The 14332-nt window shown below is 69.5% G+C and carries 15 protein-coding genes; 10 read left to right on the top strand and 5 right to left on the bottom strand.

The window, feature by feature from the left end; genetic code table 11:
* Positions 1–12 precede the first annotated feature (12 nt).
* On the bottom strand, positions 13–1254 hold the full coding sequence (locus OG625_RS40395) for a hypothetical protein (RefSeq protein WP_329391636.1): 1242 nt from the start codon (positions 1252–1254) through the stop codon (positions 13–15).
* Positions 1255–1328: 74 nt separating this feature from the next.
* Positions 1329–1613 carry a hypothetical protein gene (locus OG625_RS40390; protein WP_329391633.1) on the bottom strand — a complete coding sequence of 95 codons (285 nt, stop codon included), beginning with the start codon at positions 1611–1613 and terminating at the stop codon, positions 1329–1331.
* Between the two features lie 467 nt (positions 1614–2080).
* Between OG625_RS40390 and OG625_RS40385 the strand changes: the two genes are divergently transcribed.
* From OG625_RS40385 to OG625_RS40355, 7 genes are all read left to right on the top strand, one after another.
* The gene (locus OG625_RS40385; RefSeq protein ID WP_329392008.1) at positions 2081–3055 is read left to right on the top strand and encodes a helix-turn-helix transcriptional regulator; all 975 of its coding nucleotides are present in this window, start codon (positions 2081–2083) and stop codon (positions 3053–3055) included.
* 143 nt (positions 3056–3198) lie between these two features.
* Positions 3199–4158: an ABC transporter ATP-binding protein gene (locus tag OG625_RS40380; protein WP_329391631.1), complete on the top strand. Its 960-nt coding sequence runs from the start codon at positions 3199–3201 to the stop codon at positions 4156–4158.
* Complete coding sequence (locus tag OG625_RS40375; RefSeq protein WP_329391628.1) at positions 4155–4931, top strand: ABC transporter permease; 777 nt, start codon at positions 4155–4157, stop codon at positions 4929–4931. Before OG625_RS40380 ends, OG625_RS40375 begins: the two co-directional genes overlap by 4 nt.
* Before the next feature lie 51 nt (positions 4932–4982).
* Positions 4983–5270, top strand: a complete 288-nt coding sequence (locus OG625_RS40370; protein WP_329391626.1) for a hypothetical protein — start codon at positions 4983–4985, stop codon at positions 5268–5270.
* Positions 5267–5854: a hypothetical protein gene (locus tag OG625_RS40365; RefSeq protein ID WP_329391623.1), complete on the top strand. Its 588-nt coding sequence runs from the start codon at positions 5267–5269 to the stop codon at positions 5852–5854. Before OG625_RS40370 ends, OG625_RS40365 begins: the two co-directional genes overlap by 4 nt.
* Positions 5855–5953: 99 nt before the next feature.
* The gene (locus OG625_RS40360) at positions 5954–6550 is read left to right on the top strand and encodes a TIGR03086 family metal-binding protein (protein ID WP_329391621.1); all 597 of its coding nucleotides are present in this window, start codon (positions 5954–5956) and stop codon (positions 6548–6550) included.
* A gap of 83 nt (positions 6551–6633) precedes the next feature.
* Positions 6634–7170: a DUF4240 domain-containing protein gene (locus OG625_RS40355; protein ID WP_329391619.1), complete on the top strand. Its 537-nt coding sequence runs from the start codon at positions 6634–6636 to the stop codon at positions 7168–7170.
* Positions 7171–7260: 90 nt separating this feature from the next.
* Here OG625_RS40355 and OG625_RS40350 read toward each other — a convergent pair whose 3' ends face one another.
* Complete coding sequence (locus tag OG625_RS40350) at positions 7261–8694, bottom strand: phospholipase A2 (RefSeq protein ID WP_329391616.1); 1434 nt, start codon at positions 8692–8694, stop codon at positions 7261–7263.
* Positions 8695–8762: 68 nt separating this feature from the next.
* Positions 8763–9680: a hypothetical protein gene (locus OG625_RS40345; RefSeq protein WP_329391614.1), complete on the bottom strand. Its 918-nt coding sequence runs from the start codon at positions 9678–9680 to the stop codon at positions 8763–8765.
* Positions 9681–9924: 244 nt separating this feature from the next.
* Here OG625_RS40345 and OG625_RS40340 point away from each other — a divergent pair, with 244 nt between their 5' ends.
* From OG625_RS40340 to OG625_RS40330, 3 genes are all read left to right on the top strand, one after another.
* Positions 9925–11223 (top strand): RICIN domain-containing protein, encoded by a 1299-nt coding sequence (locus OG625_RS40340; RefSeq protein ID WP_329391612.1) that lies wholly within the window; start codon positions 9925–9927, stop codon positions 11221–11223.
* A 432-nt stretch (positions 11224–11655) separates the two neighbouring features.
* Entirely contained in the window at positions 11656–12423 is a 768-nt protein-coding gene (locus tag OG625_RS40335; RefSeq protein ID WP_329391611.1) for a hypothetical protein, read from the top strand.
* Between the two features lie 46 nt (positions 12424–12469).
* Positions 12470–12745: a hypothetical protein gene (locus OG625_RS40330; protein ID WP_329391609.1), complete on the top strand. Its 276-nt coding sequence runs from the start codon at positions 12470–12472 to the stop codon at positions 12743–12745.
* Between the two features lie 845 nt (positions 12746–13590).
* Here OG625_RS40330 and OG625_RS40325 read toward each other — a convergent pair.
* The gene (locus OG625_RS40325; protein WP_329391607.1) at positions 13591–14034 is read right to left on the bottom strand and encodes a hypothetical protein; all 444 of its coding nucleotides are present in this window, start codon (positions 14032–14034) and stop codon (positions 13591–13593) included.
* Positions 14035–14332 lie beyond the last annotated feature (298 nt).

Below are 14332 nucleotides of genomic sequence, written 5' to 3'. Positions count from 1 at the left end.
TGTGTGTTCCTCTCAGTGGGTGGTGAGTGCGATTGCCTTGGCTTCCATGCGCGCCAGCGCGTGGAGAGCCGGGCCGGGCAGGTAACGGTCGTCCTCCTGCTCGGGCCTGCTGGGGCCGGCCTGTGCGGGATCCGCGGTCGTGACGTCGCGGCCGAGGGGATGGTCGAGCTGCCAGGGGGTGAGGTCCAGGAGCTCCATCTCGGAGCGGAGCCAGATGCGGCCGCTGCCGGTGAGCCGGTACCAGGTACCGGGAGGGATGCGCACGCCGATGGTGGGGTCCCCGAGCGGGATGACGGAGTGTTCCCCGTCCTCGGTGATCACTTCGATGCTCGCGTCCGTGCTGCCCGCCAGCCACGTGAGGTGGCGGCGGGAGTACTCGTGCCGGACGAACCGGCCGTCCTGACCGTCGAGTCGCACTTCGAGCACGTCGGAGGTGCAGCTGTCGGTGGAGGGCACGACCGTGAAGGACTCGGGCCCGGTCAGGACGAAGTTGTTGCGGACGATCATCCTGCGCGCGTCGGCCTCCGCCTCGGCCTCGGTCTCGGCCGCCCGCCAGGCCGGCCGGAGCGTCGCATAGGTGGTCCGTCCGCCGATGGAGACCCGGAACCGGGCCCCGTAGGCGCCGCGGACCTGGGCGTTCGTCGCCTGGGACATCCTGGACACCAGCAGGTGGGCGGCGACGGGCAGCTCGTGACGGTTCGTCCGGACCACCGGCGCCACGTCGGCCGTGCGCAGGAAGGACACCAGGTCGTTGTCCGGTTCCCAGTCGGGGTTCCGGTCGGCGTACCAGACGGGCTCGTCGCGGGTGACGACGCCGCCGAGGCCGTCCAGGGTGTGCGCGACCCCCTTGGGGATGATCAGGACGCGGTGGGGCGAGACCGCCATGTGGATCGTGATCTCGTCACCGAGCCGCGCCGAGTCCTCCCGGCAGTCGATCAGGTGCACCGTGATGCGCTGTCCCTCGCCGAAGAACGTGAGGCGGTCGTCCTGGCCGACGTGGATGCCGAAGGTGGAGTAGGTGAACTCCTTCTCGTGGGTCACGTAGTCGGTGATGCCCGGGCCCCTGGAGATCCGGGTGACGCGCACGACGCCGCGGGAGCCGTCGCCCTCGGTCACGTTGGCCGTCTCCAGCCGCGCACCGGGGATGGAGAAGTCCATCGCCGTGACGTCGTACGGTACGTGGTAACTGCCGGTGTGGCGCCGGACGGTGGTGCGGTCGAGTGCCGCGGGCCCTGCGTCAGCGGTTTTGGGCATGGTTGATTCCTCTCCGTTGCCTTTCGCGGCGGTGGCCGACGCGCGGGCCGTGGATGGGGTGGGTGGCGCGGCTGTCACAGGGGGAGGCGGCCTCCGCCTGTGTCCGGCATGTGCCAGGCCGTCAGCCGCGGTGTGCGGTCCAGTGCCCGCCGGCAGGCGGCGTGCGCCGCGAGGAGGGCCTCGGCCTCGCAGTCGGCGATGACGAAGAAGACCAGGTCGATCCGGTCCGGGCGGGCGCCCACCCACAGGTGCTCGATCCGGTCCGCCGGATCGAAGTGGGCCGCGAGGAGTTCTCTGAGGTTCTCCGGGGCACCTGCCGTCCCGCGGGAACCGACCAACTGCATCGTGATCATGTGCATGGCGGTATGGGGGCGGGAGTCCGGTGGAGTCCTTCGCCTGCCGGTACTAGAGCCCTGGGGGAGGGGTGGTGACAACCTGCGGGTTCACCCACCCGTACCCGTCACCGGCCGTCACACGAAGGGTCTGCGCCTCACCGTGAACGACGGAGCCCGCGGTCGCGAGGCCGGCGATCAGAGCGGCGGCCGAAAGCAGAAGTGCGACGGTCCGGGCCATGACGGATTCCACCCTTCGAAAGACATGGTGTGTTTCTTCGTTTCTTCGCTTTCACCCTTGTTTGCGGGGTGTTGCGTTCGATGGGTCAATCCTGTCCAACCGCGGCACCCGTGTCACTAGGAGAAGGCGGGCCCCAACATGCCTGGCACCTTGGCGCCACCTCGGCGCAGGATGTCTCCCAAGGCGCTTGTCCGGACATGCGGCGTCCGGAAGGCTTCGTTCCAACATGATCGTGATCCGGGAGGAGAACCTCGTGCTGCAGCTGCTGGGCCTGTCGGCGCACGCGGAAACGGTCTACCGGGCCTCGCTCCAGTACCCAGACCACGGAGTCGGCGCGCTGTCGCAGGACACCGGCCTCACCGAGACCGACGTGAGAACCGCCTTCGACGAACTGGCCGCCCTCGCCCTGCTCCGCCCCTCGTACCAGTACGGCGGAAGACTCCGGCCGGTCAGCCCCGAAGTGGGCCTGTCCACCCTCCTCGCGTCGGCGGAGGCCGACCTCGCCACGCGGCAGGCCCAAGTGGAAACCGCCCGCGCGGAGATAGCCGCCATCGCCGCCGAGCACCGCAACACCCGGATGTTCGACAACACCGTCCGGCTCCAGGGGCTCGACGCGGTCAGGACCCGGCTCGAGGAACTCCAGCGCGCCACGGAGTTCGAATGCCTCTCGCTCAACCCCGGAGGCGCGCACCGCCCCGACGCCCGCAGCGCGGCCACGCCCCTCAACGAACAGGCCCTGGAACGCGGCGTCGTCATACGGGCTGTCTGCCGCGAAAGCTTCCGCAACGACTCGGACACCCTCGCCTACGCCCACTGGCTCACCGAACACGGCGGCCAGATGCGCACCGTGCCCACCGTCCCCATCCAGATGATCATCGTGGACCGCCGCATCGCGATCCTCCCCCTGGACCCGGCCGACCCCCGCGCCGGCGCACTGGAGATCCAGAGCCCCGGCATCATGGCCGCCCTGTGCGCCCTGTTCGAACAATGCTGGTCCACGGGAACCTCGTTCGGCGACCAGCCGCCGACCGACGACAACGGCTGCACCCCCATGGAGCGCACCCTCCTCGCCATCGTCGCCTCCGGAGACACCGACGAAGCGGCGGCCCGCCGCCTCGGCGTATCCCTGCGCACGGTCCGCCGCATGATGTCCAACCTGATGGAACGCCTGGACGCGACCAGCAGATTCCAAGCGGGCGTCAACGCCACCCGCCGCGGCTGGCTGTGAACACACACCCCCGTGCGCCCCCTGCCGAGGAAGACACCCGCAGGGCACCCCCCTCATCGCGCCCCTGTCCTCCAGGAACCATCACCGGACAAACACCCACACACACCTCATTAACGCCACACGCGCGGCCTACGCTGAATCGTGTGATCCAGTTACGCGGGCTGACCAAGCGGTACGGGGACAAAAACGCCGTCGACGACCTGACGTTCACCGTGCGCCCCGGCGCGGTGACCGGCTTCCTGGGCCCGAACGGCGCGGGCAAGACGACGACCATGCGCATGATGCTGGACCTCGACCGGCCGACCGGTGGCAGCGTCACCATCGGCGGGAAGCGCTACAGCGACCTGCGCGAGCCGATGAAGCGGATCGGCGCGCTGCTGGACGCGAAGGCCCTCCACCCCGCCCGCACCGCCTACCACCACCTGCTGTGGCTGGCGCGCTCCAACAGGATCCCGGACCGCAGGGTCGGAGAGATCCTGGAGACGGTCGGACTCGCCGACGTGGCCCACCAGCGCGCGGGCGCCTTCTCCCTCGGCATGGGCCAGCGCCTCGGCATCGCCGCCGCGCTGCTCGGCGACCCCGAGACGCTCGTGCTCGACGAGCCCGTCAACGGACTCGACCCCGAGGGCATCCTCTGGATCCGCAACCTGATGAAACAACTGGCGGCCCAGGGACGTACGGTCTTCGTCTCCAGCCACCTCATGAGCGAGATGGCGTTGACGGCCGACCACCTGATCGTCATCGGCCGCGGCCGGCTGCTCGCCGACACCTCCACGGCGGAGTTCATCGAGAACAACTCCCGCTCCGTCGTACGGCTGCGCACCACCCAGCCGGAGCGGCTGCTCGACGTCCTCGCCGACGAGGGGATCGTGCCGGTCCTCACCGGGGACGGGGCCTTCGAGATCCAGGACGGCAACGCCGAGGTGCTCGCCGAACTCGCCGCCGCCCACCGGATCGCGCTGCTGGAGATCGGCTCGCAGCGCGCCTCGCTGGAGGAGGCGTTCATGCGGCTTACCGCGGGTTCGCTCGAGTACCGGGCAGGCGCCACGACGGACGCCCCCCTCGCCCTCTCGTCCCACTCCCGCACCGGGAAGGAGTCATGACCATGGCCGCAACCACTGCCGTCCTCTGGGCGGAGTGGACGAAGATCCGGACCATCAGCTCGTCGATGTGGACGCTGACGGCCGCGTTCTTCTCGACCATCGGCCTCGGTGCGCTCCTGAGCGTCATCCTGGGCGGCGAGTTCGACACCCTCAACGCCGCGGAACAGGCCGCCTTCGACCCGGTGATGACCAGCTTCATCGGCATGGGCCTCGGTCAGCTCGCGATGATCACCTTCGGCGTCCTCGTGGTCACCAGCGAGTACGGCACGGGGATGATCCGCACCACGCTCGCCGCCGTGCCGCAGCGCGGCCTGATGTACTTCGCCAAGGCCGCGGCCGCCGCCCTACCGGGCCTGGCCGTGGGCATGGCCACCAGCATCGCGACGTTCTTCGTCGGCCAGGCGCTCCTCGGCGACCACGGCGCCTCCCTCGGCGACCCGGGGGTGCTGCGAGCGGTCACCGGCGCCGGGGTGTACCTGACGCTCATGCTGCTGTTCGCGGTCGGCGTCGCCACGATGCTGCGCAAGGCAGTGCTCTCCCTCAGCGTCCTGATGGCCTACTTCTTCATGATCGCGCCGATCTTCAACTTCGTGCCCGCCACCAAGAAGGTCGGCTACTTCTTCCCCGACCAGGCGGGCACGAGCGTCATGCAGGTGGTGCAGCAGGTCAACGGACCGCCGTACGGCCCGTGGACGGGCCTCGCCATCATGGCGCTGTGGGCGGCGGCCTCCCTGGCCGGCGGCTACTACATGCTCAAGCGCAACGACGCCTGAGCGTGTCAAGAAATCCTTGACACCACGATCGCGTCAAGGTTTCCTTGACGCATGCCGATCTTGAACCCGAAGGCTGTGTCCCACAAGGACACTGTCCCTCCCACCGACTCCTTCATCGCGCTACTCCCGCTGACAGCGGTCCTGCCCGCGCTGGCCACGCTCTTCGCCGACCGGTTCAGCACGGCCGGCTGGGTCGTGCTGATCGTGGTCGAACTCGCGCTCATCGCCACCACGAGCGCACTGGCCGCCCGCGCCGCTGCCCGTACGGACGCCGACCGGGCGCGCCGCGACGCGGCGGTGCTCGACGCGCTGGAGCCCCTCCACGGCGCCCGGAAATGAAGGGCGAACCGCGGCTGGGTCCGCAGGAAGCGGTCCTCGTCCGGGAAGGTGTCGCGGCCGCAGTCCTCGGCGCCCGCGAAGGGCTGGCCGCATCGCTGGAGCACGACGCCGACGAGTACCTGCGCCTGGTGGACGCCTCGCGCGTCGGCGCCGAGGAGGCGAGCCGACTGCTGCGCGAGGCCGTCCAGGGAGCCAGGGCGGCGGGACACAGCTGGGACACCGTCGGCCGCGTCCTGGGAGTGAGCCGCCAAGCCGCCCAGCAGCGCTTCGCGACCAAGGCCGCCGACGCCGTGGCCTCCGAACCGCCCGCGGGCGGACCCGGCACCGCCGAGCGCCGCATCCTCAGCCCGTTGTCCGCCTTCAACGAGATGGCGGCCCTGGCGGACGCCGGACGCGAAGGCTGGCACCTGGTCGGATACGGTGCGCTGTTCCACGAGGTGGAGGCGTCCGACCACCCGTGGGAACACTGCCGGGTGACCCTCGCCTCCACCAGCAGGCACCGGCGGATGGAGGCGGACGGCTGGACCCCCGTCGGCGCGGGCTGGTTCCCCTGGCGCTACTACAAACGCCCGCTCGCCCGCTGAACCGATCCGCCCGGTCGAATCTCCCGCTCGCGTCGCGATGAGTACGGCCCCCGACATCGGTCTACCCTCCCCAGACCCATCGTCCCGGAGGAGCGCCAGATGACCGATACGACGACTCTCGACCTCGGACCACAAGCCCGGATCGTGGCCCGCCTCGCGGCGGGCGTCACCGACGCCCGACTGGCCGACCCGACGCCCTGCCCCGAGTACGCCGTCGGCGACCTGCTGGCGCACCTCGCAGGCCTCGCCGTCGCCTTCCGCGACGCGGCCCGCAAGAACCTGGGCCCCACGACGGACACGGCCCCCGACAAAGCCGCGCTCTCGCTGCCCGCCGACTGGCGGGAGGAACTGCCCCGGGCCCTCGGCGAACTGGCCGAAGCCTGGAGGGACCCGGCCGCCTGGACGGGCACGACCCGCGCGGGCGGAGTGGACCTGCCGGGCGACGTCATGGGTGCGGTGGCCGTCGACGAACTGGTGATCCACGGCTGGGACCTGGCCCGGGCCACAGGCCAGGACTACGCACCGGACCAGGCCGCACTGCACGCCTCGCACGCGTTCCTGCTGTCGGCCGTCGACGACGAGGCCGGCGGCATCTTCGGCCCCGTCGTGCCCGTACCGGACGCCGCCCCACTGCTGGACCGCGCAGTCGGCCTGAGCGGTCGCGATCCGCACTGGACCCGGCCGACCTCCCCCTGACACAAGCCACCGGCCGCCCGTCGTGTCAGAGGGGCATGTGATGCTTCCGGGCAGCGAGGACGGCGGCCGGCAGCAGGAGTTGGGTGAGCGATGTGAGGACACCTCCGAACAACGGTGTCGACCCCGGCCTGCCGGTGATGACCTGGGAGCGGTTCTGGCAGCTCGTCGAGGTTCTCGGCGGCGAGGCCGGCACCGAGACCTGCGAGGACCTCGAGGAGGCCTGCACGCGCCTGACCGAGGTGCTCTCGCGCGAACCAATAGAACAGATCATCGGCTTCGGCGAGCGCCTCGCGGAAGCCCTCTACCGGCTGGACCAGGCGGCCTTCGGCACCCTGCCCGTCCTCGGGATACAGCTGTCCGACGGCTCGCCGCTTCCGCAGTCGGACGACGGCTTCCTGTACGCGCGGGCCGCCGCCGTAGCCGCCGGCCGTCAGGCGTACGAGAGCGTGTTCGGCCATCCGGAACGGTTCGCGCGGTTCACCGCACGAGGCTGCGAGCAACTGCTCTACGTCCACGAGGAGGCGTTCGAGCACGCGACCGGAACGGAGTGGGACCGCCTCACCCGCTACGACTACGAATCCTGCGCGAACAAGGACGACTGGCCCGAGCTCCGCGACTGAGTGACGGCGACATGCCCGTGGGGCCCCTCGTCCAGACGAGGGGCCCCACGGGCATGTGGCCGACCGCGGGCGCGGGCGTGGCGGTGCGGCTCAGCCGAAGCGGACGACAACGCCGAAGTAGGTGTTGGCGGCCGCCTTGCATGCTGCGCGATCGGAGGGGGTGTAGGCCTTGGGCCAGCCCCGCTGGTCGCAGACCTGGTTCAGGTCCTGGAGGAAGATCTGGTCGATGCGCTGCTTGCCGGTCGGGTTGTCGCGGAAGGCCGCCTCACCGAAGAGGTCGCGGTAGTTGCGGTAACCGAAGTCGTGGCGGACGCAGGCGAGGGTGAAGTCGTAGCTGCCGATGGAGTTCGGGGCGGGAGAGTTGCACACGTTGGTGGTCCACCGGAACTCGTAGCGGTCGGGCTTGCCCGTGCGGTGGGCGCCGTACTCCCGGTACCAGGCGTTGGTGGCGTCGGTCCCGAACTGGGTGAGGGCGGTCAGGCGGGCGATCTTCTCCGCGCGGGTGGCCGGGGTGACGGGAGCCCGCAGGTCGAGCCACTGGTCGGTGGCGCCGTTGCCGTTGTACTTCTGGACGGAGCGGCGGTCGGAGGAGAGCCGGTAGAGGTAGTCACCGCTGGTGGCGAAGGCGGCGGCGGGGCCGCCGATGCGGTTCCACCGGCCGGGCTTGCCGTTGTACTTGTAGAGGTCGCCGGTCACCTTGTCGGTCTTATAGAGCGTATTGCTGCTGAAGATGTCACCGGCGGGCCCGCCGACGCCCTTCCACTTGCCACTCTTCGTGTCGCGTTCGACGACGGCGGAGCGGTCGGGGGTCAGTCCGTAGAGGTTCTCGTCGGTGACGGCGAACGTGGCGCCGGGACTGCCGACGTTGGTCCACTGGTCGGGCTTTCCGTCGTACTTGTAGAGGTCGCCGGTCGCCAGGTCGGTCTTGTAGAGGGTGTTGAGCGGGCGGCGGTTGAGGTCCTTGACGGAGCGGCGGACGTCCTTGGCAGGGCCGGCGTAGAGATTCTTGGCGGGTCCACCGATTCTGGCCCAGACGTCTCCCTTCCCGCTGTATTCCCAGACTCCGCTGCTGTCGGGGCTGACGCCGTATACCTTCTCGCCGGTGGCGACGAACGTCAGGCCGGGGCCGCCGATGCGGTTCCACTGGCCGGGCTTGCCGGCGTACTTGTGGATGTCGCCCGGGGCCTGATCGGTCGCGTAGAGGTTCCCGCCGCCGGCGTAGATGTTCCGGGCGGGCCCGAACACCTTGATCCAGTTGTCCTGGTGGGTGGACCACTCGTAGACGCCTTGGTGGTCGGCGGAGAGCGCGTAGACGGCCGTGCCGGTGGTGACGATCTGCTCCATCGCGAGCGTCGGCGCCGGGGCGGAGGCCCGGTGGAACTGCCGCTTGGCGGGGGCGGCGTTCGCCGCGACACCGAGGGCGACGACTCCGACGACCAGCAGGCACAACATGCGCAGGGCGCCGTGGATGCGGTGCCACCAGTTCGTGGCTCGCTGGGGGTCCCGTCGGTCGTGTTGGGGCATGACGGCGTTCATCGAGATCCCTTCGGGGAACGTTTGGCGGGAGGGAAACGGGCGCGGAGGGGAGCGATTCAGAAACTGAAGATCCACTGCCAGAAGGAGATCCGGACGGTGGGTGCGCAGCCGCCGCTGGGCATGGGAACGGTGGCGTCCGGCCGGGCAGCCGTGGTGGGGCCGCCTGCCGTGTCGGCCCGAGGCGTCGAAGCGGAAGGCGGCACGGACGCGGCCGGGGCGGTGGTACTCGGCTGCGGGCTCGCTGCTGTGGTGCTACTCGGCTTCGGCTTCGCCTTGGGCTTCGGAGGTGAGGTGGCCGTGGCCGGCGGTGAGGGCACGGCAGTCGCTGTCGGGGCGGGCTTCGCAGGTGCGGTGGGCTGGGTTGGTGCCGGGCCGGGCGTCCGGGGTGTGGTGGTGATCTTCTTGTAGCGGAGGGGGATGTAGGCGGTGCGGGGGTGGCCGGCGATACGGCTGTCGTGGATGTTGGCGGTGTCCTTGCGGGCGGGCCGGCCGCTGCGGCTTTCGCTGTAGTAAACGAAGTCGCCCTTGGCCTTGTTGGACCAGCCGCCGAACAGCACGGTGTGGGTGGCCGGGTAGTCGAGGGCGTCGCCGGCCTCCAGCTGGTCGAAGCCGGAGAGCCTGTCCGCGACGGAGGGCAGCGACTGGGTGGTGAGGCTGTCCTTGAGCTGCCAGGCCATGGAGACGAAGCCGGAGCAGTCCTGCCGGTAGCGGCCGCCGGTCGCGTCGTCCTTCCACCAACTCGTCTGGCTGTAGGGGACGGCCTTGTCCACCCAGTGCTTGGCGCGGGCGATGACCTGGTCGCGGGTGACCAGCCCACCGGGGGCCGCGCTCTGCCCGATGCTCCCCGTCGTGGCGGGCCGCTCATAGGAGGGCTTGCTGTCGGCCTGGGCCGGGACGACGGCCAGGCCCACGGCTATGACGAGTCCCGATACGGCCGCGAGGCGCTTGGGCCTGCGGATGAACACACGGTCCACGGTGGTCCCTTCGCTGTGGTGATCTCCGCCGCCCGGGCTGTCGGGAAGCGGTGGAACACCACGCTGGAACCTGATCTGATTATCCGTAGGGGCGAAACGGGATCAGCGCAGGTCAGCGGCGATGTGAAAACCGGACAACCGCGAACTTGCGCGAACTCGTGCGAACGCGCCGGCATCCGAGCCGCATACCGAAGGGGGAGAGATGGGCAGAGCAGGTCGCCTTCCGGGGCCGTTGAAGGGCCGCATGGCCGAGGCCAACGCCCTCGCACAGTTCCTGCGGGAGCTGACCGCGGAGTTAACCGTGAGCCGGCTGGAGGACCAGTACCGGCTCAGCAGGAGCGTGTGGAGCGAGTACCGCTCCGGCCTGAAGATCATCCCGATGTCCCGCCTCACCCAGATCATCGAGGACCGCTTCCCCCGCGACGCCCGAACACCAGCGGAGCAACTCCTCAAAGCCCGCCGCCTCCACACCGAGGCCATGGCGTCGCTAGCAGCCCTGGCGCCGGCCGCCCCGGCATCACCGCCCGCCACCCCCACTTCCGGCTCCGCCGCGGCTCCGGCCCCATCACCCGACGAGCTCTCGTCCCCGAACCCATCACCCGTCGAAGCACAGGCCGCTCCACCCCGCGATGTTCGCCAAGAGGCCGACACCTCCGGGTTGTCCGCAGACAACCCTCCGACCTCGCAGGATCCCGCGCCGACAACGGCCGTACAGGCTCCCCAGCCGGCCGCTCCCCGGCGACGCACGGACCGGTTCAGCCGCTGGCGGACCCCGGCCCAGTGGGCGGCCCTCGGGGTCCTGGTCACGGTCCTCGTCGTCGCCAACCAGGCGGATCGGTCGAAAGACAAGGCCGCCGACACCGCCGCTTCGTCCGAACTCGGGCCCGGTCAGGTTCAGATCGGCGACCCGTCGATCGCTCCCGAGCCGCTCGCGACCGAACCGACGACCCCGGACCCGTCCCAGCCCGGTGCCTCCCAGGACCCACCGCAGGCACCAGCCGCCCCGCCCGTCGCCCCGTCGACTCCGCCGACCGCCACCCCGCAGCCGACGGCCAACAACAACCAAGACCAGGCCCCGCAAGCGGAGCGGATCCCCGCCGGTGTGCCGGTACGGATCGTGAACCGGAACAGCGGTCTCTGCCTGGCGGTGCCCGGAGCGAGCACCGAGGTCATCGACCTCAACCAGTTCGGGTGCGGCAACTTCCCCGACCACTTCTGGCGCCTCGAACCCTGGGGCCGCGGCGCCGGGACCCTGTACCGGGTCGTCAACGACAACAGCGGCCTCTGCGCGGCCGTACCCGCCGCGAACAAGGCATCGGGCGTCGTGGTCAACCAGTTCCCTTGCGGCGACTACCCCGACCACCTATGGCGACTCGACCGCGACGGCGCCGACGAAGCCGGCCGACCGCAGTACCGGATCGTCAACGACAACAGCGGCCTCTGCATGACCATCGCCGGAGCGGACACCAGGCAGACCGCGGCCGTAGTTCAGCTCCCGTGCGGGAGCCGGCCCGAACGACAGTGGCGGCTGACCGCCCGCTGACCATCGCAGAACAGACACGTCACGTCGAAGGTCTCGTCGACCTCCTCGTCGGTTCGGACTTCGTCATGAGGTGTCATGACGAACGCTCACTAAATCCAAACCGGGCACTGCACTGTTCTCACCCTGGCGGGCCCAGGCGGGGGGCCAGGCCCTTCATGCGCTGCTCCTGTACGTAGCCGGCGATGTGGCGCATGCCGCCGCGGATACGCTCCGGTACTCGGCGTGGCATCAGACCTGCTCGCCGGATCTCCCCAGCTACACGCGAGCTGACCTGCTGTCGGGCGCCACAGCAGAGGGGCCGGCCGATAGCCGGCCAGGTCCAGGGGCGGGTCGGACTGTGGGTGAGGCCCGGTGCCCGGAGTTCCGGGGGCAGTACCACCGGGCCGCAAACATCGGCGGCGGACCGTCTCACGGCGTCGCTACCATGGGGGCATGACGACTGCGGAGCAGAGAGAGGGATACGCGACTCGCGTGATCTCAATCCTTGCGCCTGCTCCGCGTCTGGCACTGGACGAGAGTACGTCCCGCCTCTGCGACGACATGTTCGATGCGCTCGCAGGTCAGGACTCGCTTGCGGAGTACTGGGGGCGGACGGAGTCCCTGCGCCTGCAGGTGAATCAGAGGCCGGGCCGCGTCACCCGCGTGGGCGAGGCATGGGCCGGCCAGTCGCGGCTAACCGCACTTTTTGAGTCGATCCGGCGTGCTTGGGTGTCCGAGGGCGTTCGTGATGCCTTCGCCGCCCTCTTGAGCGAGGCCTTCGGGGAGGTTCCGGAGGCGCGAGTCGATGAACTTCGGTGGGCCGAGTACGACACGCAGCCCTCGAAGGGGGCCGGCGGTCCGGAGATCCTCGGCGCGTACGTGCTGTCGGCCGGACTGCTACCGCCGACCGTTGTCGATGTCCCGCCGACGAGCAGCTTCGGGTGGCGCGAACGCGAAGCGGGGCCCCTCGCCATCTCCTACGTGGCGGAGTTCGCCGACCTTGCCGCGCTTGCGGACATGGTCGCGGTTTGGCGGGCTGACCTGCTGCTGGTCATTCAGCGGTGGTTGTCCCCAGCGGCGTACCAGTATGTCGACCATGGCCCGCCGCTCGCCTGCTCGCCGTGCGGTGTGATCCGGATGGCTTCTCCCGAGGTGCCCCGTGGTCCGGAACTCGGTCTCCAGCTCGATGCCTCAAGCCCGTTCTGGGCGCTGGCTGCCTGATCGATGATCGGGCGCCGCGCGCCCGATCATCGATAGTGGAGATCAAGTGCACAACATCATGGACGCGGTCATGTCGCCGGCTGCGGAGTACCAGATCGTGGCCTGGGCGGTCGTCGGCGTCGTCCTGGTCGTCGTGGTCCCGCCGGTCGTCAAGCACCTGGGTGTGCTGGTGCGGGAGTACTGGGCGCCCAAGGTGGCCCGCCTGCGCCGGAAGTTCGGCCAGACATGCCGGCGGATCAGCGACCGGCTCGGGACGGAGGACGAAGCCTCTGCCGAGGTGCCCCCCGCCGAGGACGTCCGTCGTCTGCCCGAGCGGGTCTGAACCGAAACGACGACCGGGCGGGCCCACGGGCCCGCCCGGTCGTCGCGGTGGGCGCCGTGCGTGTGAATGGGTGCGGTGGTGGCACCAGATGGGCGTCAGCACGGTGCGACGCTGCGGGTGATTGTCACTGGGGTGCTGCGGTTGTTGTCATCGCGGGGCGTCGTTGTTGCTGCTGGTCAGGGGTGTGTCTGCTCCTGGTGGTGACATTCTGGTGTGGTGTGTTCGGTGTCATCGTGTGCGTTGTTGCTGGACAGCGGGGTGCGGTGTCGATGGGGTGGGTCGGCCGGCGTCCGGGGTGGGCCCGGTCTCTGTCGGCGGTCAGTGAAACTGCGGATTCGTCACGCTCCTGGCCTGGGGTTGTGCGGGTTGGTGGCTGCGTTGGCTCACTGAGCCTGCGCGGAGTACAGGGTGCGCAAGCTGTCTGACCTGTGGGGTTCCTACCTCGGGGCCTGGCTACGCAGATTGGTTGACTACTGCGCAGTTTCGCTGGTCCGCGACAGCTCGGCCCGTGTCCGGCTGGGGACGGGTGGGCGCGATGTTTCCCATATCTGTCGGCGGTCAGTGAATCTGCGCAATCGTCATGCTTCTGACCTGGGGTTGTGCAGTTTGGGTGAGTGGGCTTGGTGATGGGTTGGCTCATTGAATCTGCGCAGTGTCTGGACTTCCGGGCCGTCTGACCTGCGGTTGTTGTCGGTTGAGGTGCGACTACGCAGGTTGGTTGAGCAAGGTGCAGTTTCACCGATCGCCGACAACTCGCGCCGGTCGCTGGGGATGGTTAGGCGTGATCGTTTCCAGTTTAAATCTGGGTCTCAGTTTGAAGCATTCACTGATCCCGAGGTGTCTGCTCAGCGCAGTGCGGCTCGGACCAGAGGGACATCGATGGTGGGGATGGCGATTTCCCAGTACTGGTCGGCGTCTTGTATGGACAGCAGGCGGAACTGGTTCTTGTCGATTGTGTGACTGCCTGGGTCGGTCACGGGGCCTGCTCCGTGGACGTGGAAGGGGGCGAGTAGGGCGATGCTTTCACCGGATCGGCGGAAGAGCCGGAACGGCAGCCACACCACGGGTGATGGTGCGGCGGGATCGAGAATCAGGATGCCCTGCCGGAAACGGCTGCCGTCTCGGGTGAAGGCGGAGACAGCGCGAGCCTCGCCCGCGTTCAACGCGGCGATGTCCGCCTCTGCGCGGCCCTGAGCCTCCGCTGTGAAATGTCCGACGATACGTTTTGGGTGCCGAAGAAGGTCTGTGAATGACTGTGTGCCGGCAGCCCGACGCACTCCTCGCTCCATCCCTGTCCCCTCCAGTGGGACCACCTGTTGCGTAGACGAGCCTACGTTGCACCGGAGCCGGAAGGACCCGGGCGGGGGAGCGCAGCGGACCTGCCCAACGGGCCGAAGGCCCGGACCCCGTGAAACGGGGTCACCCTGGCCTGCGTAGCAGGCCGTTCGGGATGAAGCGAAGCGGAATCCCGAACCCGTCCGGAGCGAAGCGCAGGACACCGGGCCCGAAGGGCCAGCCCTGAGGGCGCGAAGCGCCCTCCCGCTGAGCGAAGCGAAGCGGTTCGTTGGCACAGCGCGCAGCGCTGTG

It is taken from the genome of Streptomyces sp. NBC_01351 (genome assembly GCF_036237315.1).
In the GTDB taxonomy this organism is placed as follows: domain Bacteria; phylum Actinomycetota; class Actinomycetes; order Streptomycetales; family Streptomycetaceae; genus Streptomyces.
Note: the sequence above shows the minus strand (reverse complement) of the source record. Positions and strands in the feature narration are given on the sequence as shown.

Coding starts and splice junctions, on each gene's coding strand:
- OG625_RS40350 (WP_329391616.1), bottom strand. CDS start 8,694: ATGCCCCAACACGACCGACGGGACCCCCAGCGAGCCACGAACTGGTGG.
- OG625_RS40395 (WP_329391636.1), bottom strand. CDS start 1,254: ATGCCCAAAACCGCTGACGCAGGGCCCGCGGCACTCGACCGCACCACC.
- OG625_RS40360 (WP_329391621.1), top strand. CDS start 5,954: ATGACCGATACGACGACTCTCGACCTCGGACCACAAGCCCGGATCGTG.
- OG625_RS40390 (WP_329391633.1), bottom strand. CDS start 1,613: ATGCACATGATCACGATGCAGTTGGTCGGTTCCCGCGGGACGGCAGGT.
- OG625_RS40325 (WP_329391607.1), bottom strand. CDS start 14,034: ATGGAGCGAGGAGTGCGTCGGGCTGCCGGCACACAGTCATTCACAGAC.
- OG625_RS40370 (WP_329391626.1), top strand. CDS start 4,983: ATGCCGATCTTGAACCCGAAGGCTGTGTCCCACAAGGACACTGTCCCT.
- OG625_RS40365 (WP_329391623.1), top strand. CDS start 5,267: ATGAAGGGCGAACCGCGGCTGGGTCCGCAGGAAGCGGTCCTCGTCCGG.
- OG625_RS40375 (WP_329391628.1), top strand. CDS start 4,155: ATGACCATGGCCGCAACCACTGCCGTCCTCTGGGCGGAGTGGACGAAG.
- OG625_RS40335 (WP_329391611.1), top strand. CDS start 11,656: ATGACGACTGCGGAGCAGAGAGAGGGATACGCGACTCGCGTGATCTCA.
- OG625_RS40340 (WP_329391612.1), top strand. CDS start 9,925: ATGGCCGAGGCCAACGCCCTCGCACAGTTCCTGCGGGAGCTGACCGCG.